Here is an 18,319-nt window from a genome sequence, read left to right as displayed (position 1 = left end):
AACCGACAGCGACCCCCGCCTGCGCGGGGGCGACGGTTGGTTACAACCCCAACCCCTGAAAGCTCGTCTGGTCGAACTTCAGCTTGAAGGTCACATAGGCGCCCGAGCGCGCATAACGGCTGTCCTCGAAATCGCGGTCATGGAAGCCGGCGAAATTATAGCCGAGCGTCACATTCGCATTCTTCATCGGCGACAGCGTGACCGTCGGCCCGCCCGCCCAGCTCATCGTGTCGCCGCCGGTCCCAACGCGCACGGTGCCCGACGCGCCGACATCGACGTGCTCGCCGAGGTTGAAGCGGAAGTCGGCGCCGAGCAGGTTTGACCAGCCCTTCACATCGTCGGCGCCGAACTTGTCGAAATTATAACGCGTGCCCCAGAAGAAACCGACTTCGGCGCGCTCGTACCACATGCGGTCCCCGCCGCGGCGGCCATCGAGCTCGCGGTTGCCCATCGCGGTCCAGTTGACCGACAGGCTGTTGAGCGCGCGGCGGCTCGTCGCGTCGCCGTCGATCGTCAGCGCGCCGCCGCCGATCGGGCCGGGCTGGCCGGCGATCGCATCGCGAACCTTGTCCGAGCGGAACTCGGTCTTGTTGAGCCACGACACGCGCGATTCGGCGGGGCGATGCGCCCAGCTCATCTCGAAGCTCATCACTTCGGTCGTCGGCACGGTGCCCGCACCGCTTGCTTTGGCGTAAGTGAAAAGCGCGCCCAAGGCGCGGCCTTCACCAAGCTGGCGCAGGCCCCCGAGCGTCAGCCCGTAACGATTGGCCAGCTCGCCATCGCGATATTCGGCGCGGCCGGTCAGCGTCCAGCGTTCGGTGCGATACGTCGCGCCGGTGCTGATCGCGACAAAATCCTCGGTCAGCGTGCCGTTCCCGCCGAGGAAGCCGCCCGAGGCGACCGGCTGCTCGACATTGAGCACATCGCCCGCACGGATGCCGCCGAGCGTGCGGTTGCCGTCGACCGACAGATCGACCGTGAGCTTCTTGCCGAGCCGTAGCGACTGCGACAGGCCATAGGCGGCGAAGCTGCGCGGCCCATATTCGCCGATATCCTGCCGGTTCGCGGTCGCGAGCAGCCGCGCCCCGGCCCAAGGGGCGAGATCGAAGCCGAGGCGTGCAGTGCGTGCCTTGATGCTGTCGCCGTCGGCGATTTCGTAGCTGCCGACGAGGTTGACGTCGCGGGTGATCGCGAAGCGCGCGCCGAGGCGGTGGCGCGTCGGGAAATCGACGCTGGCATCCTTGCCGCCCAGCGCGAATTCGGTCTGCGCATCGAATTCGAGGCGCTTTTCGAATAGCCGCTGCGTCGCGCCGAACTGGACGATATTCGACGTGTTGCGCGTGCCGTCGCTCAGCCGGTCGTCGGCATGGGTCAAGCCGGCACGCGCGACGGTGGTGCCATTGTCATATTCGACCAGCGCGCGCGCGGCGCGGCGTCGCGAGCCGACGTCGAGATAATCTTCCTGCCAAGCGCTGCCGGTCAGCGACAGCGTGCGCGTGGCGCGCAGCCGCGCATCGACCCCGAACTTGCGCGTGCCGTCCTCGCCGCGGTTGAGCTGGCCGGCGCCGAAGCCGGTCTGGCGCTCGCGGACATAGGCGAGCACGTCGACCGTGCGGCTGTGATGCTCGGCCTCGACCAGCCAGGCGGTCGCGCGGCCCGCGGCGGCGACCGCGCTGCCGCCCTTGGCCGAGGCATCGCTGACCGCGAGCTCGGCGCGGATTTCGGTATCGACGTTCGGGCGATAGCGCGCATCGACCCCGCCGAGGTTGGTCTTGGCGTCGCTGTCCTCGTCGTGGATGAAGGTCGCGCCGACGCGGAGCTTCTCGTCGCTCGACTGATAGCTGACGCGGCCGCCGGCGTTGAGCACGCGCTCGCCGATGCCGCCCGTCTCATATTCGGCGACGATGAACTGCGGGTCCAGCCCCGACGAACGGCTGAGCACCGGCTCGCGGAAGCGCAAGGTGCCGGCGAAATAGTCGATGTCGTAATCGATATGGCGCGTCAGCTGGCGCGTCTCGACGATGCGCTCGCTATGCAGCCGGTCGCGCGTCTCGATCATGATCCGCTCGCTGTTCGGCAGGATATCCTTGGCGCCGAGCTGGTACGGACCGGTCAGGCCGTTGCCCTGAATCTCGTCGCGGCGGAAGCGGTAGGGCGTATCGGCGACAAAGGCGGTCGCGGCGACGTTCGGGCCGCGATACTCGGCCTTGCCGCCGTTCAGCGCGCGCTGGTAGCGCGCGAGCTGGGGTTCCGAAATGCCCGTCTCGAAGTCGCCGAACATCGCGTAAAACTGCGGACGTTCGAGCCGCAGGTAGAGCTTGCGCACCGAGGCGGCGTCGTAGCGCGTTTCGTTGCGGTCGGCGTAGATCGTATAATAGGCGCGCGGGTCGATCACGCCGCCGAAGCGCGTATCGTCTTTGTCCTTGTCGCTGTCATAAGCCAGCGTCATCAGCCACTTACCGCGCACCCGGCCCTTGGCGTAGAGCGCGAGGCGCGCGTCGCCGTTGAGGTGGTCGAGCGTTTCGGCGACCGGCTCCATGCGGTCGTCGAGCATATTGTAGCCGATCGTCCCCGTGGCGAAACCGACGACGGTCCACGGGCGATTGCCGGGATCGAGCCAGGTTTCGATCGTCTGATTGCGCGTGACCTTGTCGTCGCGGAAGGCGAAATCGATCGTCAGCGTGCCCGAGGCGGTGGTCGGCTCGAGCTCGATATAGGCGATGCCGTCGTCGCCCGCGATCTTCCACACCGGCCGCGCGCGTTCGAGGCCCGAGAGCTGTCGCGCCTGCTGCGCATCGGCCTCGACCGCGGGGTAATAGGGCGCGGGAACGCTGAAATCGCCGGTCAGTCCGCTGCGAATGGGTTTGCCGTCGCGGTCGGTCAGCCGCACCGCGAGCACCGGGCGCGTCACACCGTCGGCGATCAGCACCGATTTTTCGCGGATCAGCGCCGCGCGCATCGGGGTGATCGAATAATGGACGCCCCGCTCGAGCGTTTCAACGGTGACGCCGTTTGCATCCTTGACCGTGGCGACGAGGCGGTTCTCGCCCTCGCGGATCTCGATCCCGCGCCAGATGCTGACCGCGACCTGGCCGTCGCCCGACTTGCGCGCGCCCTCATAAGCGAGCGGATCGACGGGCTTGCCGTTGATCGTGAGCGTGACCGTCTGTCCCGGCGCGTGCTTGATCGCGGCGCGAACCGCCTTGGCGCGCGGGTTATGGTCGGGGGCGGGGAAGAGCCAGGCGATGCCGGGGCCCTCGCCCGCCAGCCAGTCGCGGTTGGCACCCGCGGCATCGGGATCGCTGAGCACCACCGGCGCTTCGACCGTCTTGACGTCGGGCGCGGCGCGCGGCGCGCTGGCGATGGCGCGGAAATCGGCGCGTTTCAGCGAACCGCTGAGGCCCTGCACGAAGCGCGAGATCGCGCTGCCGGCGCTTGCGGTCGAGCGCGCGCAGTCGATCGGCACGCGGTCGAGCGGCAGCGTCGAGGGATCGATCTGCACCACATGCAGGCCGGGACGCACGCCCTCGAAATGATAACGCCCGTCCTGGTCGGTCACGGCATAGCTGCCGTCCTGCAGCATCACGCGGACGCCGCCGATACCGTCGGCCTTGCCGGGATTGACGCCGCAGCCGCCGTCGGTGATGCGGCCGATGATCGTCATCCGGTCGCCGAGCTGGTCGCGCTTGATCGACACCGTCGCCTCGGAGACATTGCTCGTTGCGCCCCGATTGTCGGTTGCCGTCGCGCGATTCAGCGCGTTTCCGGGCTGCGCCGACACGATGACTTCGGCGAGATAGGTGAGCAGAACCCGCTGTCCCGCGGCGAGGGCGGGCAGGGTGACGCTGAATTCACGGCCGTTTTCGGCGACTACCGGGTCGACGCGCATGCCATCGGCGCGCACCGTATCGAGCCGCAACCGCATCCCCCTGGGCAGTGCGTCGCGCACCGTCACCACACCGCTGGCGCGCCGCGCGTCGCGGTTCGAGACCTCGATCCGGTACTGGATCACGTCGCCGGGCACGGCGACCTGTGTCGAGGTCGTCTTGCGCAGGACAAGCTCGCCGCCGGGCTGGTCGACCGGAATGTCGATCCGCACCGGCGCGGGATCGCTCAGCGTGAAGGCGGTGCCATAACTCCCTGCGGTGATCGTATAGGGCAGGCCGTCGTCGGGCCTGCGGAAACCCGCGAGCGCCGCGGGATCGGCGGTCGACGGCGCGGTGAAGGGCGTGGGCGGCTCCACCACCAGCCGATAGGTGCCGGGCGCGACAAAGGGGAAACGATAGTCCCCGGGCGGGAAATTATAGACCGCGCCGCCGCTGTCGGTGACGCTCTGCCCGGTGATCACGCTCGACGGATAGGTCGACACGCCATCGTCGCCGAACACGGCCGCGGGCTGGCCGGTCGCGGCATCGACGATCGTCACGCGGCTGCCCGCCACGGGTGCGCCGTCGCCGCTGTCGAAGATGATGCCGAAAGGATCGACGAGGAAGCTCATCTGGGCGGTTGCCACCAGGCTGGCGTTGCTGGCATCCGCGACGCGCATCGTCACAGTCGATCCGGGCTCGACCGACAGGCGGCAATCACCGGCTAGCGGTGTGGGCGGAATGCTGCTGGTGTTGATGATGCCGATGAATTCACCGCTGTTGTTCGCGGTTTCGGACAGGGTGATACGCTCGCGATCGCCATTTTCGAGCTCGAGCGTCACGTCGAGCGTGTCGCGGGCAGCGGGATCGGCGTTGGCGCTGGCGAGCGTGACGCCCACCACCAGAACTTCGCCGGCGTGAAAACGCCCCGTGGGCTGTAGCGAGGCGGGGTCGGTCGGCAGCGAGGCGAAAACGCCGCCCGGCTCGATCAGGCTGGGGCCGTCGCTGCCCTGGCAGCGGGTCGGGACGACCGGCGCGGACCTGGAGCCGAGATTATTGGTCAGCCGGTAAGTGCTGATCGTCGGCCGCTCGGGGGGCAGGGGCGTCACGGTCACGTCGACGCGGTTCGACTGCGCCTGCGTCGTGCCGCCGCTCGCGGTCCATTCGGCCGACGCGGTATTGGAAATGACCTGCGCGTGCACGTGTCCCGCGGGCAGCGCCGCTGCCGCGACCAGCGCGGTCGCAAATGCCAGGCATTTCGGGAGGAAGGTCATGGGCGCTCAGGCAAGGGGGGGGGAGCGCCGCCGGAATGACCCGGCGTCGCTGCCCTTTCCTTTTTCCGCGATCAGTTGACGGTGGCGCGGAAGACCAACGTGCGCGTCGCGCCCGCCGCCACCGTGGCGATCGTCCCCGACACGACGGGCGCGGCATAGCTGCCACCCGCCGAGCCATCGGTGTTGCACGTGACGCCGGTGACCGTTCCGCCGAGCAGGATCGTGCTCGCGGTATAGGTCAGCTGCGTAGGCACGCTGTCGCTGATCGACACGCTCGTCGCATCGGCGGCGCCGGTATTGGCCACCGCGATGCAATATTCGACCGTCGCGCCCGGGATCATCTTGGGGTTCGAGGTCAGGTTGAACGGGTCGGAGATGACGCGGCTGATCTTGGTGACCGTCAGCGTCGCCGTTTGCACCGTATAATCGTCGTCGTCGCTGTGCGACGCGTCGCGATTGGCATCGTTGACGCCGATGCCGTCGGCAAAGACGGTGTCCTTGGCCGCGGTGTTGGCCCCCGCGGTCTGCGAGATCGCCGCACCCTGGCTGCTCGCCGTGCCGCCTTCACGCGCCGTGGCGCGCAGCTGCACACCCGCGATCGAGCCGTTGGCGAGGCCGGTGGGGATGTCGGCGAGCACGAAGATGCGCGCTGTCGCGTCGGCTGCCAGTTCATCGACATAGGCGACGAGGGCGTCGCCCACGTCCCAGCTGCCGACCGTCCCGGTCGTCGGATTGTCGCGATAGACGCGGATATTCGCCGCGTTGAAGCTGTCGGTACCGCCATGCGCCGCGGTGCCGCCCGTGATCTGGGTGGCGGCGAGCAGGAAGTCGAGCCCTTCGTTCGACGTGTTGGTCACCTGGAAGGTGGTGATCGCATTGGTCTGCCCCGGAACGACGGTCGTCGTGACGGTGCCGACTTCTTCGACGAGCAGGTTGATCTTGCGGTCGACCACAAAGGTGTCCGACGCGCTTTGCTGAACTTGGCTCACGCCCCCGACCTGGAAGTCGACGGTGGCGGTATTCGTGATCGAGCTGCCTGCGGTCGTGCCGGCGGCGAACGCCGGCGCAGAGGCGAAAGTTGCAATCGCCGCCAGACCCAAGGTGCCCATATTCGTCAGCTTGGTCATCAGCTGAACTCCTAGGCTTTGGTTGGTTGCCTTTCCCCACCGCCGGCAACCTTCAGGCGGCTTATTCTATTGAGTTATTTGACAATTCCCCGGAACATCAGCTTGCCCGTTCCGCCCGCCGGGATCGGCTTCTGGAACGCCCAGCGGACGTGCGTGACATCGGCCGGCTGCGCCGCGCGCGCCGATCCGTCAGTCATCCGCACGGTCATTTCCGAAAGCAGACCCCACGTCTTGCCTCCGTCGACTGAAACGAACGGGCGCGTGTCCCCGGCGTCGGCAAAGCTGACCGCCGCGGGCATCGGATTGGTGATGACGAACTTGTCGGCCGGCTGCGCGCTCGCATTGCGATAGTTGAGCACGAAGACGAGCCGGTCGCCGGGAACGACGACCTTTGGCTCTTCGAGCAGCACGCGCTGCTTGCCGCTGGCGTCGGTCGAGACGCGTTCGACGAACACATTGTTGTCGAGCGCGACCTGATTGGCCGCCAGGGCCTGGCCGGGCAGGATCGCCGCGGCAAATGCTAGGAAAAACAGGCGCATGTTCTGCTCCATCAGTCGATTGTGGTCCGGAAGGTGACGGTGCGGGTCTGGCCGCCGGCGACGGTGCCGAGCGCGACGTTGATCCGCGTGCCGTTGTAATCGCCGGCGTCGGTGTCGGCCGCGTCGGTCTGGGCGGTGCCGCCCAGCGTGATCGAACCCGCGACATAGCTGGTGTCCGCCGGAATGGTGTCGGTGATCGCGAGGCCGTTCACCGACCCGCTGCCTGCGACGGTGGCGACGATCGTGTAAGTGATCGTCGCGCCCGGAACGGGCTCGCTGCCGCCGAAGGGATCGACGACGACCGCCGATTTGACGAGCGCGACGGTCGCGGCCGAGACGACATAAGCGCCCTGGTCCTGCCCGTCGGCACCGGTCGAGCCGACGACGGCGTCGCCGCCGCCTTCGCCCTGGCCGGTGAAGCTGGTGCCCGGTGCGCCGGTGCCCGTCCGCGATGCCGCGACCAGGCTCACCGTGCCGCGATCGCCGTCGGCGACGCCGCCCGGGGTGGTCGACAGCACGAAAATCGTGACGCTTTCGTCGGGATCGAGCACCGGGTCGTTGGTGCCCGGTGTGTAGAGCGTGTCGGTATTGGCGTCGAAAACGCCGTCGCCATTGTCGATGTAGATCTGCGTGACGGTCGGGTCATAATCGTCGCCGCCGCCGTTCGCGACGGTCGAGAGCGCGAAGCTTTCCTCGCCATTGCCGTTGTTGGTGACCGAGAAGGTCAGCAGCTGCGCGGTCGCGCCGGGCGTCGTCGGGACGTCGGCGGGGTCGCTCGAATCGACGGTGACGTCGAGCAATTCGTCGACGCGCAGGTCGACCTGGTTCGAATCGACCGTCTGCGTGCCGCCGCCGGTGTCGTAGCTGGCGCTGGCGGTGTTGCTGATGGTCGAACCCGCGCGCGTTCCGGCGGCTTGAGCCTGCATCGGCAGGGCCAGCGCGAACGCAAGGGCAAGGGTAGAAATGGCAGGGATGCGATACTGATGCAGCGCGCCCCCCACAGGCGCATTCACCATGATCTTTGACTCCGATTGGCTGGTCCGTGACCCTTCAATCGCCGAAAAAGAGAAATTTCTGGTTAAGACGCTGGTGACCACGCGCGATTCTGATCCAGAACCGGACACAAATGATGTGGCGCGCTCGGCTCCCGCGCCGTCTGGCGCCCCGCAGCAAGCTCGCGTAAGACGAGAGGATTAACAGGGAGACGGCGGCGTGGCGGAGAAGAAGGGGGACAAGGATGCGCAGGCGCGCCTCGATCCCCTCGCGCAGATCGAGATCGACGATTTTCGCCGCGATCGGCTGCTCGCGGCGCTCACTCTGATCATCGGCGCGGCCTTCTGCCTCGCCTTTCCCTTCGCATTGAAGGCCGGCGCCGAATTCTTCCTGCCGCTGACCGCGGCGATCGTCATCGCGATCGCGCTGGTGCCGCTGCTCGAATGGCTCGAGCGGCGCGGCGTGCCGTCGGCGCTCGCCTCCTTCCTGTCGCTCTCGGCCTTCCTGATGCTCGCCAATGCCGCGCTCGCGATCATCGTCGTGCCCGCGACGGGCTGGTTCGCGCGGCTGCCCGAATCGATCCCGCGCATCCAGAGCAACCTCGCGCCGCTGATCGATTTCTATTCGACGCTGCAGAAATTCGTCGATCGCACCTTGATGTCGGTCGCCAGCGGCACCGAAGCGACGGCGCAGGCGGTCGCGGCGCAGGCGCCGTCGTCGGTGGTCGACTATTTCATCTCGGCGGCACCCGCGGCGGCGATCCAGCTCTTCTTCGCGGTGCTGGTGATCTTCTTCTTCCTCGCCGGCTGGACGCGGCTCCGCCGCGGCACGATTCGCCGCCGCGGCAGCTTCGACGGCGCGATGCAGACCGCGCGCGTGATCCAGAATGTCGTCGACGCGACCGCCGACTATCTCGCGACGATCACGATGATCAACGCGATCCTCGGCCTGCTCGTCTCGCTGTTGCTGTGGGCGCTCGGCATGCCGTCGCCCTTCATGTGGGGGGGGATCGTGTCGCTGTGCAATTTCGTGCCCTATCTGGGGCCGATCGTCGCCGCCACCTTGCTGGGGCTCGGCGGGCTGATGACCTTCGACGCGGTGGGCCTCGCGCTGCTGCCCGCGCTGATCTTCATCGCGGTGCATACGATCGAGGCGAATCTGGTGACGCCGCTGGTTCTCGGCCGCCGCCTGACGGTCAATCCGCTGCTGATTCTCGTGTCCTTGAGCTTCTGGGGCTGGGTGTGGGGCGCCCCTGGGGCATTGCTCGCGGTGCCCTTGCTGCTGATCCTCCAGACCGTGCTGCAGTCGACCGGAACCCCGGATCTGGCGGGTTTCCTGTTCGAGCACGGCACGCTGACGACCACCGACGAAGTGCGCGATCGATTAAATCGCACGCCGCCCCACGGCGACGGTTGACAGGTCGGGACGCGGCGCATATTGGCGCTGCTCCCAAGCACACGCGGGTGTAGCTCAGTTGGTTAGAGTGCCGGCCTGTCACGCCGGAGGTCGCGGGTTCGAGCCCCGTCACTCGCGCCATTCCTCGGTCCCTCGGGACGGAATGGCCACCGCAGCTTGGGACGCTTTTCAGCAAGCAATATTTGGATTGGCGCGGCTTTTCAGCCGCGCCACCGCCCCAGCTCCATCCAGCGCAGCAGCGGCTTCAGCGGCATGATCCAGACGATCCCCGCGATCACGTAAAACACGCCCTGCACCAACACCGGCCATTCGCCGACCCATGGCGACAGGCTGGCGACCAGCCCCGCCCAGACGACGATCAGCGCGATGATGAGCAGGATGCCCGCGGGCTTGCGCCAACTGGGCTGCGGCTGGGGATTCACAATCTCTCTCCGGTCACGATAAATTCCTGTTCGGTCAGCACCGCGTCCAGCGGCATGTCGGTGGGCTCGAGCGGCATGGCATCGACTTCCTGCACCGACCAGCCGATTCCGATGCGCAGCGCATCCGGATGCGCGGCGAACCAGCGGTCGTAGTGGCCGCCGCCCTGGCCGACGCGCCCGCCGCGGCGGTCGAACCCGACGAGCGGGCAAAAGATAAGCGCGGGAGCGGCCGATTCGGCCTCGTCGGCAGGCTGCCGCGTGCTCCACGGGCCTTTGATGAGCGGATCGCCAGGGTTCCAGCGCCGAAAGCCCATCGTTTCGATGCGACCCTCGTGATGGGGGAGGGCGAGCTTTCCATCCGCGGCATGATCGCCAAGCATCGGCAATATATCGGGCTCGTCGCCCCACGCGGCATAGGCGCCGATCAGCGGCTGCGCGTCGAGCAGCTCGGCGAGCGGCGCTGGCAGCGCGCGAAACGCCGCAAAGCGCGTGAACTCGTCGAGGTGTGCGGCGAAATGGCGCCGGCGAAAGCGCAATTTCTCGCGCAGATGCTGTTTCTGGCTCGGCAGGTCGGCGGACGGATCGGTCATCGCCTTGTCGCTGCCTTCATCATGGGGTTGGCGGGCCCACCGTGGGTCGTTTGCTGGAAGATCCTCTGACGCCAGTAACGTCAGGTGGGAACCATGTACGTCGGACCAGGGTCCGGGCAGGGACAGCTCCCTAGGATGATGTATCGCCTCAGGGATTTTCGCAAAAGCTCGTGCCGGGCAGTACCCGCCGCCCCCTATGTAGGGGCGCGGCCGCGCTTCCTCAAGGGATTTGCTCGACCTTCGCGGCGAGTTCCTCGATCCGGTCGGCGATCTGGCCGAGCGCGCGGCCGTGGTCGAGCGTCGCGGGCGCGGGCACGATGGGCGCGCCCTGGCGCAGTTTTTCCAGCTCCGCGGTCAGCGCCGCCTCGCGCTCGGCGGCCTTCGACGCCTGGTCGAGCGCCGCCGACTCGCGCGACACCGCCGCGCGCAGTTCGTCGCGCGCCGCCGCTTCGCGGCTTTCGGCGAGCGCCACCGCGGCGCGCAGCGAGTCGAGCTGGGGCTCGGCATGGCCCGCCTTGTTCTGCGCGTCCTGCGTCTCGTCGGCGAGCATCAGCGCTGCGAACAGCAATTGCCGCACCTCGGTGCCGCCATGGATGCCGCGCGCTTTGGCGTCGACGATACCCGCGAGCTGGATCAGCTGCGCTTCCTGCCCGTCCTCGCAATGCACGTCATAGGGGCGCCCGGCGATGGTGAGCTTGACGTCAGCCACGTTCGGCCTCCGCGATCAGCCGGTCGAGTTCGCCGATCACCGCGGCGACCTCGGCCTTCAGCGCCGACTGGTCGGCGGCGGGCAGGGCGGTGGCCGAAACACTCGGAGCGGGGGCGGGACGCGCGGCGCGGTCGGTGAGCGTCTTTTCCATCCGGCTGAGCGCCCGCTCGATGCGGCCGATGGCGAGGCTGGCTTCGTCGAGTTCCATGGGACTAGGCGTAGCAGCCGTATATTCGGCCCTCAAGCACGCATTTCTTTGTGCTGGCGGTTGACTCTGCGGCATCCCCCCGCAAAGGGCTGTCCCCACCGAATCCCGCCACCTGCACATCCTTTCCCGGGGGAAATATGACACTGCCCGAACGTCAGCTCGCCAACGCGATCCGCGCGCTTGCGATGGACGCGGTTCAGGCCGCGAACAGCGGCCATCCGGGGATGCCGATGGGCATGGCCGATGTCGCGACCGTGCTTTACGCCGACTATCTGCGCTTCGACCCCACCGATCCGCACTGGCCCGATCGCGACCGATTCGTGCTGTCGGCGGGACATGGCTCGATGCTCGCTTATGCGACGCTGCACCTCGCGGGCTATGCCCGCCCGACGATCGACGATATCCGCCATTTCCGCCAGCTCAACAGCCCCTGCGCCGGCCACCCCGAGAATTTCGAGCTCGAAGGCGTCGAGACCACTACCGGCCCGCTGGGGCAGGGGCTCGCCACCGCGGTCGGCATGGCGATCGCCGAGCGCCACCTCAACAGCCTCTATGGCGACGACCTGGTCAATCACCGGACCTGGGTGGTCGCGGGCGACGGCTGCCTGATGGAGGGCATCAACCACGAAGCCATCGGCCTCGCCGGCCACCTCGGCCTCGGCCGCCTGACCGTGCTGTGGGACGACAACAAGATCACGATCGACGGTTCGACCGACCTGTCGACCAGCGAAGATGTCGCGGCGCGCTACGCGGCGACCGGGTGGCATGTCGAAAGCTGCGACGGGCATGATCCCACCGACATCCGCCGCGCGCTCGACGCCGCGCTCGCCGATCCGCGTCCCTCGCTGATCGCGTGCCGCACGATCATCGGCTTCGGCGCGCCGAACAAGCAGGGCACCTCGGCGACCCACGGCGCGCCGCTTGGCGTCGACGAGATCGCCGCCGCACGCGAGACGCTCGGCTGGACCGCCGAGCCCTTCGATATCCCCGCCGACATCGCCGCCGCCTGGGCGGCCTTCGGCGAGGAAGGCAAGAAGCGTCATACACTGTGGAAGCTTCGCCTTGCAAATGACGAAAAGAAGGATGAATTTTCGGCACGGATAGCTGGCGACGTCAAGCCCGGCGTCGCGTTCGGCTCTTATCTGAACGGCCTCGTCGCCGAACCGCCCAAGGTCGCGACGCGCAAGGCGTCGGAGAACACGCTGAGCGCGCTCACCGCCGATATCGCGGCGATGCTCGGCGGCAGCGCTGACCTCACCGGTTCGAACAATACCAAAACGTCGTCGACCAAGCCCTTGACCAAGGACGATTATTCGGGCCGCTACATCTATTATGGCATTCGCGAATTCGGCATGGCCGCAGCGATGAACGGCATGGCGCTGCACGGCGGGGTGATCCCCTATGGCGGTACCTTCCTCGTCTTCGCCGACTATTGCCGCGCCGCGATCCGTCTGTCGGCGCTGCAGCAGCAGCGCGTCGTCTATGTCATGACCCACGACAGCATCGGCCTCGGCGAGGACGGCCCGACACACCAGCCGATCGAGCATCTGCAATCGCTGCGCGCGATGCCCAACCTGCTCGTGATGCGCCCCGCCGACGCGGTCGAGACCGCTGAATGCTGGGCGCTGGCGCTGGCGCAGAAGGACCGCCCGTCGCTGCTCGCGCTGACCCGTCAGAACCTGCCACCGCTGCGTCATGACGTCACGGAAAATCTTTGCGCGAAAGGCGGTTACCGCATTCGCGAGGCCGGTACCGACCGCAAGGTCGTGCTCGTCGCCACCGGCTCCGAAGTGTCGCTCGCGGTCGAAATCGCCGACAAGCTCGAGGCGGCGGGCCGTGGCGCCGACGTCGTCTCGATGGTCTCGACCGAACTCTTCGACGAACAGGACGGGGCCTATCAGGACGATGTCCTGCCGCGCGACGCTTTGATCGTGTCGATCGAGGCGGGCACGACCTTCGGCTGGGAACGCTACACCGGCCGCGACGGCCTGCGCTTCGGCATCGACAGCTTCGGGGCCTCGGCACCGATTGAAGACCTATTCAAGCATTTCGGCCTTACCGTCGACGCTATCACCCCCCAGATCCTGGCAAAGCTCGGCGCATAAGGACCGGGCCACCCCACGCAGAAAGGAAGTTTCGACATGGCAGTGAAGGTTGCAATCAACGGTTTTGGACGCATCGGCCGCAATGTGGCGCGCGCGATTCTGGAGCGTAAAGATCACGATCTCGAACTGGTGTCGATCAACGACCTGGGCGATGCCAAGGCGAATGCCCGCCTGCTTCGCCATGACTCGGTCCACGGCGCCTTCAACGGCAGCGTCGAAATCGACGGCAACGACCTGGTCGTCAACGGCAAGCGCATCCAGGTGACCGCCGAGCGCGACCCCGCCGCGCTGCCGCATGCCGCGAACGGCATCGACATCGTGATGGAATGCACCGGCTTCTTCACCAACAAGGCCGGCGGCCAGAAGCATCTCGACGCCGGCGCGAAGCGCGTGCTGATCTCGGCGCCGGCCAAGGAAGTCGACCTGACTGTCGTCTACGGCGTCAACGACGACAAGATCACCGCCGATCATCGGATCATCTCGAACGCGTCGTGCACCACCAACTGCCTCGCGCCCTTTGCCAAGGTGCTGCACGAGGCGATCGGGATCGAGCGCGGCCTGATGACGACGATCCACGCTTACACCAATGATCAGAAGATCCTCGACCAGATCCACGACGATCCGCGCCGTGCGCGCGCCGCCGCGATGTCGATGATCCCGACCTCGACCGGCGCGGCGGTGGCAGTCGGCTTGGTCCTCCCCGAGCTCAAGGGCAAGCTCGACGGTTCGTCGATCCGCGTTCCGACCCCCAATGTGTCGGTCGTCGACCTGACCTTCACGCCGCTGCGCGACACCACCAAGGAAGAGGTCAACGCGGTGCTCAAGGCCGCCGCCGAAGGCCCGCTGAAGGGCGTACTCGGCTACACCGAGGAGCCGCTGGTCTCGATCGACTTCAACCATAATGCCGACAGTTCGACGATCGACAGCCTCGAAACCGCGGTGATCGACGGCAAGCTGGTGCGCGTGCTCAGCTGGTACGACAATGAATGGGGCTTCTCGAACCGCATGATCGACACCGCGGGCGTGATCGCCAAGTTCCTCTGACCCGAAGGAAAGCAGCGATGACCGCGTTCAAGACCCTCGACGACATCGGCGACCTCACCGGCAAGCGTGTGCTGGTGCGCGTCGACCTCAATGTCCCGATGATCGACGGCGCGGTCGGCGACCGGACGCGGATCGAGGCGGCGATGCCGACGATCCGCGAACTGTCGGACAAGGGCGCGATCGTGCTGTTGCTTGCCCATTTCGGGCGGCCGAAGGGCGCGAAGAACCCGACACAGTCGCTGAGCCTCGTCATGGGCGGGCTCGAGGATGTGCTCGGCCATTCGGTGATGTTCATCCCCGAATGCGTCGGCGAAGGCGCCAAGGCGGGCATCGCGGTGCTCGCCGCGGGCGATGTCGCGGTGATGGAAAATACGCGCTTCAACCCCGGCGAAGAGGCCAACGACCGGGCCTTTGCCGATGCGCTGGCCGAGATCGGCGACCTCTATGTCAACGATGCCTTTTCGGCGGCGCACCGCGCGCATGGCTCGACCGAGGGCATCGCGCACCGGCTTCCCTCCTATGCCGGCCGTGCGATGGAGGCCGAACTCAACGCGCTCGACGCGGCGCTCGGCAATCCCGCGCATCCGGTCGCGGCGGTGGTCGGCGGCGCCAAGGTGTCGTCGAAGATCGACGTGCTGCGCAATCTCGTCGGCCAGGTCGATCACCTGATCATCGGCGGCGGCATGGCGAACACCTTCCTCGCCGCGCGCGGGGTCGATGTCGGCAAATCGCTGTGCGAGCATGATCTGGTCGAGACCGCCAACGCGATCTTCGACGCCGCCGACAAGGCGGGCTGCACCATCCATCTGCCCTATGACGTCGTTGTGGCGAAGCAGTTCGCCGCCAATCCGCCGACACGCACGGTCAATGTCCATGAGGTCGCCGCCGACGAGATGATTCTCGACATCGGCCCCGCCGCGACCGAGGCGCTCGCCGACGTGCTGAAGAATTGCCGTACCCTCGTGTGGAACGGCCCGCTCGGCGCGTTCGAAACCCCGCCGTTCGATACGGCGACCGTCGCGCTGGCGAAAACCGCCGCGGCGCTGACCCGTGAGGGCACGCTGATCTCGGTCGCGGGCGGGGGCGATACCGTCGCGGCGCTCAACCACGCGGGCGCGGCCGCCGACTTCACCTTCGTCTCGACCGCGGGCGGCGCCTTCCTCGAATGGATGGAAGGCAAGCCGCTTCCCGGGGTGGACGCGCTCAAAATCTGATTTCCTGCGCGCATTTGCATCCCGCTTGCCGGGTCGCTATGCGCGCCATCGCATACCTATGCAAAGCCATGGAGACCTTATGACCACCGCCAACGCCGCCATGCTGGAACAGATCAAATCGGGGCAGGGCTTCATCGCCGCGCTCGACCAGAGCGGCGGTTCGACGCCCAAGGCGCTGAAGGGCTATGGCATCGAGGCGGACGCCTTTTCCAACGACGAGGAAATGTTCGCGCTGATCCACGATATGCGCAGCCGCATCGTCACCGCGCCCTGCTTCAACGGGCAGAAGGTGATCGGCGCGATCCTGTTCGAACGCACGATGGATGGCGACGCGGACGGCAAACCCGTTCCCGCACTGCTCTGGGATCGCGGCGTGGTGCCGTTCCTGAAGGTCGACAAGGGGCTCGAAGACGAAGCCGACGGCGTCCAGCTGATGAAGGCCAACCCCGGCCTCGACGATCTCTGCGCCCGCGCGGTCGCCAAGGGCGTGTTCGGCACCAAGATGCGCAGCGTCGTCAACCTCGCCAACGAAGCGGGCGTGAAGGCGATCGTCGAGCAGCAGTTCGCCGAAGCCGCGCGCATCGCGGCGCATGGGCTGGTGCCGATTATCGAGCCCGAAGTGAACATCAAGAGCGCCGAACGCGACGCCGCCGACCGCCTGCTGCTCAAGGAAACCCTTGCCGGGCTCGATGCCTGGACCGGCGAGCCGGTGATGCTCAAGCTGTCGCTGCCGACCGAGGCGGGCCTGTTCCAGCCGTTGGTCGATCATCCCAAGGTGCTGCGCGTCGTCGCGCTGTCGGGCGGCTTCGCACGTCCCGAAGCCTGCGTCGAACTTGCCAAGAATCCCGGCATCATCGCGAGCTTCAGCCGCGCGCTGCTCGAGGATCTGCGCCACCAGATGAGCGACGAGGAATTCAACGCCTCGCTTGGCGGCGCGATAGACGAAATTCACGCGGCTTCCGTAGCCTGATGTGATGGGAGAGAGGTGGCAAGCCGTCGACGACTATATCGCCGACCACTTGCTCGGTGCCGACGACGCGCTTGCCGCCGCTCTCGCGAACAACGAAAAACAGGGCCTGCCGCCGATCGACGTGTCGCCGGCGCAGGGCAAGATGCTGTTCCTGCTCGCGCAGCTGGCGGGGGCGAAGCGCATCCTCGAAGTCGGGACGCTCGGCGGCACTTCGACGATCTGGCTGGCGCGGGCGCTTCCCGCAGATGGCCGATTGGTGACGCTCGAGCTCGAGCCGCATTACGCCGCGGTCGCGAGCGGAAATCTAGAGCGGGCAGGGGTGTCGCAAAAGGTCGACATCCGCACCGGCCCGGCCGCCGACAGCCTTGCCGCAATGGCGACGGGGGACCCGTTCGACTTCGTCTTCATCGACGCCGACAAGCGGAGCAACGCGCTCTATGTCTCCGAAGCGATCCGCTTGGGCCGCAGCGGCACGACGATCATCGTCGACAATGTCGTGCGCGAGGGCGGGGTGCTCGATGCGGGCAGTTCCGACGAGGGCATCCTCGGCACGCGCGCGCTTTTCGACATGCTAAGCACCGACCCGCGGCTCGACGCGACTGCGGTGCAGACGGTGGGCGCGAAAGGCTGGGACGGCTTCGTGCTGGCGCGGGTGCGCTAGCCAGCGGGTCCGCGTGCCCCTGCGAAGGCAGGGGCCCATCTCCCGCGGTGCCACCTTGCGCCCACCGGTGATGGGTCCCCGCCTTCGCGGGGACATGGAGATTCCTAAATCCCGCCGTCGAACCGGAAGCTGAATCGATAGTCGGATGGCTTCAACGTCACATTGGTCATCTTCTCGGGCCGCACCGACTCCAGCCGGATCGCGCCGTCGGCGAGCGAGGTAGCTTCGCCCAGCGTCACCTCGAACGGCTGTTTCTCGCCATTGCCGCGCCACCAGATCATCTTCACGCGCACGCGGCCCGCCCAGATGCAGCGCGCGTTCATCGGGCAGCGGCTGTCTTCGAGCACCTCGACCGGCTGGACGATCGGGCCGTCGACCATCGCACGCTGGCCGAGGCCGACATCGCGGCCGTCCTGCAGCGGCGTGGCCGCGCCGGTCGCAGCGCAGGCGGAGAGGGCGAGGGCGGTGCCCAGCGAGAGGGCGGCGAGGGGGGGCAAGTTCTGCATTTGCCGGGACCTATGCGCATCGCTATGAACCCGCCATGACCCAAGAGACCCGCGTTCCGTGCCAGCTTTACCTCGTCTCGCCGCTCGACGTCGGCGGCGACTTTCCCGCGCGCCTGGAGGAGGCGCTGAGCGCTGCGCCGGTCGCGGCTTTCCAGTTTCGCGTCAAGGGGATCGACCAGCATGAGGCCGCGCGGCTCGCCGAGCCTTTGCAGGCGATCTGCGCCGCGCACGATACCGCGTTCATCGTCAACGACGATGTCGCGCTCGCCAAAAGGCTCGGCGCCGACGGCGTGCACCTGGGGCAGGGCGACGGCGATCCCAAGGACGCGCGCCGCATCCTCGGCGCCGACGCTCAGATCGGCGTGACCTGCCACGCCAGCCGCCACCTCGCGATGGAAGCGGGCGAGGCGGGGGCCGACTATGTTGCTTTCGGCGCCTTCTTCCCGACCACTACCAAGGCCGTCGAACATCACGCCGACCCCGAAATCTTGCACTGGTGGCAGGGCATGTTTGAGCTGCCGTGCGTGGCGATCGGCGGGATCACCGTGGACAACGCCGCCGAGCTGGTCGAGGCCGGCGCCGACTTCCTTGCGGTGTCGGGCGGGGTCTGGGCTTATCCCGACGGTCCAGCGGCCGCGGTCAAGCGGTTCGAAAGGCTGCTCGCGGGGTGAACCG

At 67.2% G+C, this 18,319-nt stretch carries 16 protein-coding genes and 1 tRNA gene; 8 read left to right on the top strand and 9 right to left on the bottom strand.

Annotated features, from left to right (window positions below):
• Positions 1 to 40: 40 nt before the first annotated feature.
• The 4 genes from AC1RNQ_RS19100 to AC1RNQ_RS19085 all read right to left on the bottom strand — a co-directional run bounded on the left by AC1RNQ_RS19100 (position 41) and on the right by AC1RNQ_RS19085 (position 7,732).
• A complete protein-coding gene (locus tag AC1RNQ_RS19100) occupies positions 41 to 5,140 on the bottom strand; it encodes a hypothetical protein (RefSeq protein ID WP_493173710.1) in 5,100 nt (1,699 codons plus the stop codon).
• Positions 5,141 to 5,211: 71 nt separating this feature from the next.
• Complete coding sequence (locus tag AC1RNQ_RS19095) at positions 5,212 to 6,267, bottom strand: hypothetical protein (protein WP_493173708.1); 1,056 nt, start codon at positions 6,265 to 6,267, stop codon at positions 5,212 to 5,214.
• A 74-nt stretch (positions 6,268 to 6,341) separates the two neighbouring features.
• Positions 6,342 to 6,806 (bottom strand): hypothetical protein, encoded by a 465-nt coding sequence (locus AC1RNQ_RS19090; RefSeq protein ID WP_493173706.1) that lies wholly within the window; start codon positions 6,804 to 6,806, stop codon positions 6,342 to 6,344.
• An 11-nt stretch (positions 6,807 to 6,817) separates the two neighbouring features.
• Complete coding sequence (locus AC1RNQ_RS19085) at positions 6,818 to 7,732, bottom strand: hypothetical protein (protein ID WP_493173705.1); 915 nt, start codon at positions 7,730 to 7,732, stop codon at positions 6,818 to 6,820.
• Between the two features lie 286 nt (positions 7,733 to 8,018).
• Here AC1RNQ_RS19085 and AC1RNQ_RS19080 point away from each other — a divergent pair, with 286 nt between their 5' ends.
• Positions 8,019 to 9,215 carry an AI-2E family transporter gene (locus tag AC1RNQ_RS19080; RefSeq protein WP_493173704.1) on the top strand — a complete coding sequence of 399 codons (1,197 nt, stop codon included), beginning with the start codon at positions 8,019 to 8,021 and terminating at the stop codon, positions 9,213 to 9,215.
• 43 nt (positions 9,216 to 9,258) lie between these two features.
• Positions 9,259 to 9,335: transfer RNA gene (locus tag AC1RNQ_RS19075), tRNA-Asp, on the top strand.
• An 80-nt stretch (positions 9,336 to 9,415) separates the two neighbouring features.
• Here the strand turns inward: AC1RNQ_RS19075 and AC1RNQ_RS19070 are convergent.
• The 4 genes from AC1RNQ_RS19070 to AC1RNQ_RS19055 all read right to left on the bottom strand — a co-directional run bounded on the left by AC1RNQ_RS19070 (position 9,416) and on the right by AC1RNQ_RS19055 (position 11,144).
• The gene (locus AC1RNQ_RS19070) at positions 9,416 to 9,637 is read right to left on the bottom strand and encodes a DUF2842 domain-containing protein (protein WP_493173702.1); all 222 of its coding nucleotides are present in this window, start codon (positions 9,635 to 9,637) and stop codon (positions 9,416 to 9,418) included.
• On the bottom strand, positions 9,634 to 10,227 hold the full coding sequence (locus AC1RNQ_RS19065) for a 5-formyltetrahydrofolate cyclo-ligase (RefSeq protein WP_493173701.1): 594 nt from the start codon (positions 10,225 to 10,227) through the stop codon (positions 9,634 to 9,636). Before AC1RNQ_RS19065 ends, AC1RNQ_RS19070 begins: the two co-directional genes overlap by 4 nt.
• Positions 10,228 to 10,447: 220 nt before the next feature.
• The gene (locus AC1RNQ_RS19060) at positions 10,448 to 10,936 is read right to left on the bottom strand and encodes a cell division protein ZapA (RefSeq protein ID WP_493173700.1); all 489 of its coding nucleotides are present in this window, start codon (positions 10,934 to 10,936) and stop codon (positions 10,448 to 10,450) included.
• Positions 10,929 to 11,144: a hypothetical protein gene (locus AC1RNQ_RS19055; protein WP_493173698.1), complete on the bottom strand. Its 216-nt coding sequence runs from the start codon at positions 11,142 to 11,144 to the stop codon at positions 10,929 to 10,931. The genes AC1RNQ_RS19060 and AC1RNQ_RS19055 overlap by 8 nt, the downstream gene beginning before the upstream one ends.
• 137 nt (positions 11,145 to 11,281) lie before the next feature.
• On the opposite strand from AC1RNQ_RS19055, the gene tkt reads away from it, so the two are divergent.
• The 5 genes from tkt to AC1RNQ_RS19030 all read left to right on the top strand — a co-directional run bounded on the left by tkt (position 11,282) and on the right by AC1RNQ_RS19030 (position 17,138).
• On the top strand, positions 11,282 to 13,249 hold the full coding sequence (tkt, locus tag AC1RNQ_RS19050; protein ID WP_493173697.1) for a transketolase: 1,968 nt from the start codon (positions 11,282 to 11,284) through the stop codon (positions 13,247 to 13,249).
• A gap of 36 nt (positions 13,250 to 13,285) precedes the next feature.
• The gene (gene gap / locus AC1RNQ_RS19045; RefSeq protein ID WP_493173696.1) at positions 13,286 to 14,293 is read left to right on the top strand and encodes a type I glyceraldehyde-3-phosphate dehydrogenase; all 1,008 of its coding nucleotides are present in this window, start codon (positions 13,286 to 13,288) and stop codon (positions 14,291 to 14,293) included.
• Between the two features lie 17 nt (positions 14,294 to 14,310).
• Positions 14,311 to 15,507, top strand: coding sequence for a phosphoglycerate kinase (locus tag AC1RNQ_RS19040; protein ID WP_493173694.1), 1,197 nt, complete (start codon positions 14,311 to 14,313; stop codon positions 15,505 to 15,507).
• Between the two features lie 79 nt (positions 15,508 to 15,586).
• Positions 15,587 to 16,477, top strand: a complete 891-nt coding sequence (locus tag AC1RNQ_RS19035; RefSeq protein WP_493173693.1) for a fructose bisphosphate aldolase — start codon at positions 15,587 to 15,589, stop codon at positions 16,475 to 16,477.
• Positions 16,478 to 16,481: 4 nt separating this feature from the next.
• Positions 16,482 to 17,138 carry an O-methyltransferase gene (locus tag AC1RNQ_RS19030; protein ID WP_493173691.1) on the top strand — a complete coding sequence of 219 codons (657 nt, stop codon included), beginning with the start codon at positions 16,482 to 16,484 and terminating at the stop codon, positions 17,136 to 17,138.
• 104 nt (positions 17,139 to 17,242) lie between these two features.
• Here AC1RNQ_RS19030 and AC1RNQ_RS19025 read toward each other — a convergent pair whose 3' ends face one another.
• Positions 17,243 to 17,644 (bottom strand): hypothetical protein, encoded by a 402-nt coding sequence (locus AC1RNQ_RS19025; RefSeq protein ID WP_493173690.1) that lies wholly within the window; start codon positions 17,642 to 17,644, stop codon positions 17,243 to 17,245.
• A 35-nt stretch (positions 17,645 to 17,679) separates the two neighbouring features.
• Between AC1RNQ_RS19025 and thiE the strand changes: the two genes are divergently transcribed.
• Positions 17,680 to 18,315 (top strand): thiamine phosphate synthase, encoded by a 636-nt coding sequence (thiE, locus tag AC1RNQ_RS19020; protein WP_493173688.1) that lies wholly within the window; start codon positions 17,680 to 17,682, stop codon positions 18,313 to 18,315.
• Positions 18,316 to 18,319 lie beyond the last annotated feature (4 nt).

This window comes from Sphingopyxis sp. GW821-FHT12F08 (assembly GCF_058806755.1).
Note: the sequence above shows the minus strand (reverse complement) of the source record. Positions and strands in the feature narration are given on the sequence as shown.

Excerpts from the sequence above, each read along its gene's own strand:
- AC1RNQ_RS19100 (WP_493173710.1), bottom strand. The coding sequence starts at position 5,140 with ATGACCTTCCTCCCGAAATGCCTGGCATTTGCGACCGCGCTGGTCGCG.
- AC1RNQ_RS19095 (WP_493173708.1), bottom strand. The coding sequence starts at position 6,267 with ATGACCAAGCTGACGAATATGGGCACCTTGGGTCTGGCGGCGATTGCA.
- AC1RNQ_RS19090 (WP_493173706.1), bottom strand. The coding sequence starts at position 6,806 with ATGCGCCTGTTTTTCCTAGCATTTGCCGCGGCGATCCTGCCCGGCCAG.
- AC1RNQ_RS19085 (WP_493173705.1), bottom strand. The coding sequence starts at position 7,732 with ATGCAGGCTCAAGCCGCCGGAACGCGCGCGGGTTCGACCATCAGCAAC.
- AC1RNQ_RS19065 (WP_493173701.1), bottom strand. The coding sequence starts at position 10,227 with ATGACCGATCCGTCCGCCGACCTGCCGAGCCAGAAACAGCATCTGCGC.
- AC1RNQ_RS19055 (WP_493173698.1), bottom strand. The coding sequence starts at position 11,144 with ATGGAACTCGACGAAGCCAGCCTCGCCATCGGCCGCATCGAGCGGGCG.
- tkt (WP_493173697.1), top strand. The coding sequence starts at position 11,282 with ATGACACTGCCCGAACGTCAGCTCGCCAACGCGATCCGCGCGCTTGCG.
- gap (WP_493173696.1), top strand. The coding sequence starts at position 13,286 with ATGGCAGTGAAGGTTGCAATCAACGGTTTTGGACGCATCGGCCGCAAT.
- AC1RNQ_RS19040 (WP_493173694.1), top strand. The coding sequence starts at position 14,311 with ATGACCGCGTTCAAGACCCTCGACGACATCGGCGACCTCACCGGCAAG.
- AC1RNQ_RS19035 (WP_493173693.1), top strand. The coding sequence starts at position 15,587 with ATGACCACCGCCAACGCCGCCATGCTGGAACAGATCAAATCGGGGCAG.
- AC1RNQ_RS19030 (WP_493173691.1), top strand. The coding sequence starts at position 16,482 with ATGGGAGAGAGGTGGCAAGCCGTCGACGACTATATCGCCGACCACTTG.
- AC1RNQ_RS19025 (WP_493173690.1), bottom strand. The coding sequence starts at position 17,644 with ATGCAGAACTTGCCCCCCCTCGCCGCCCTCTCGCTGGGCACCGCCCTC.
- thiE (WP_493173688.1), top strand. The coding sequence starts at position 17,680 with ATGACCCAAGAGACCCGCGTTCCGTGCCAGCTTTACCTCGTCTCGCCG.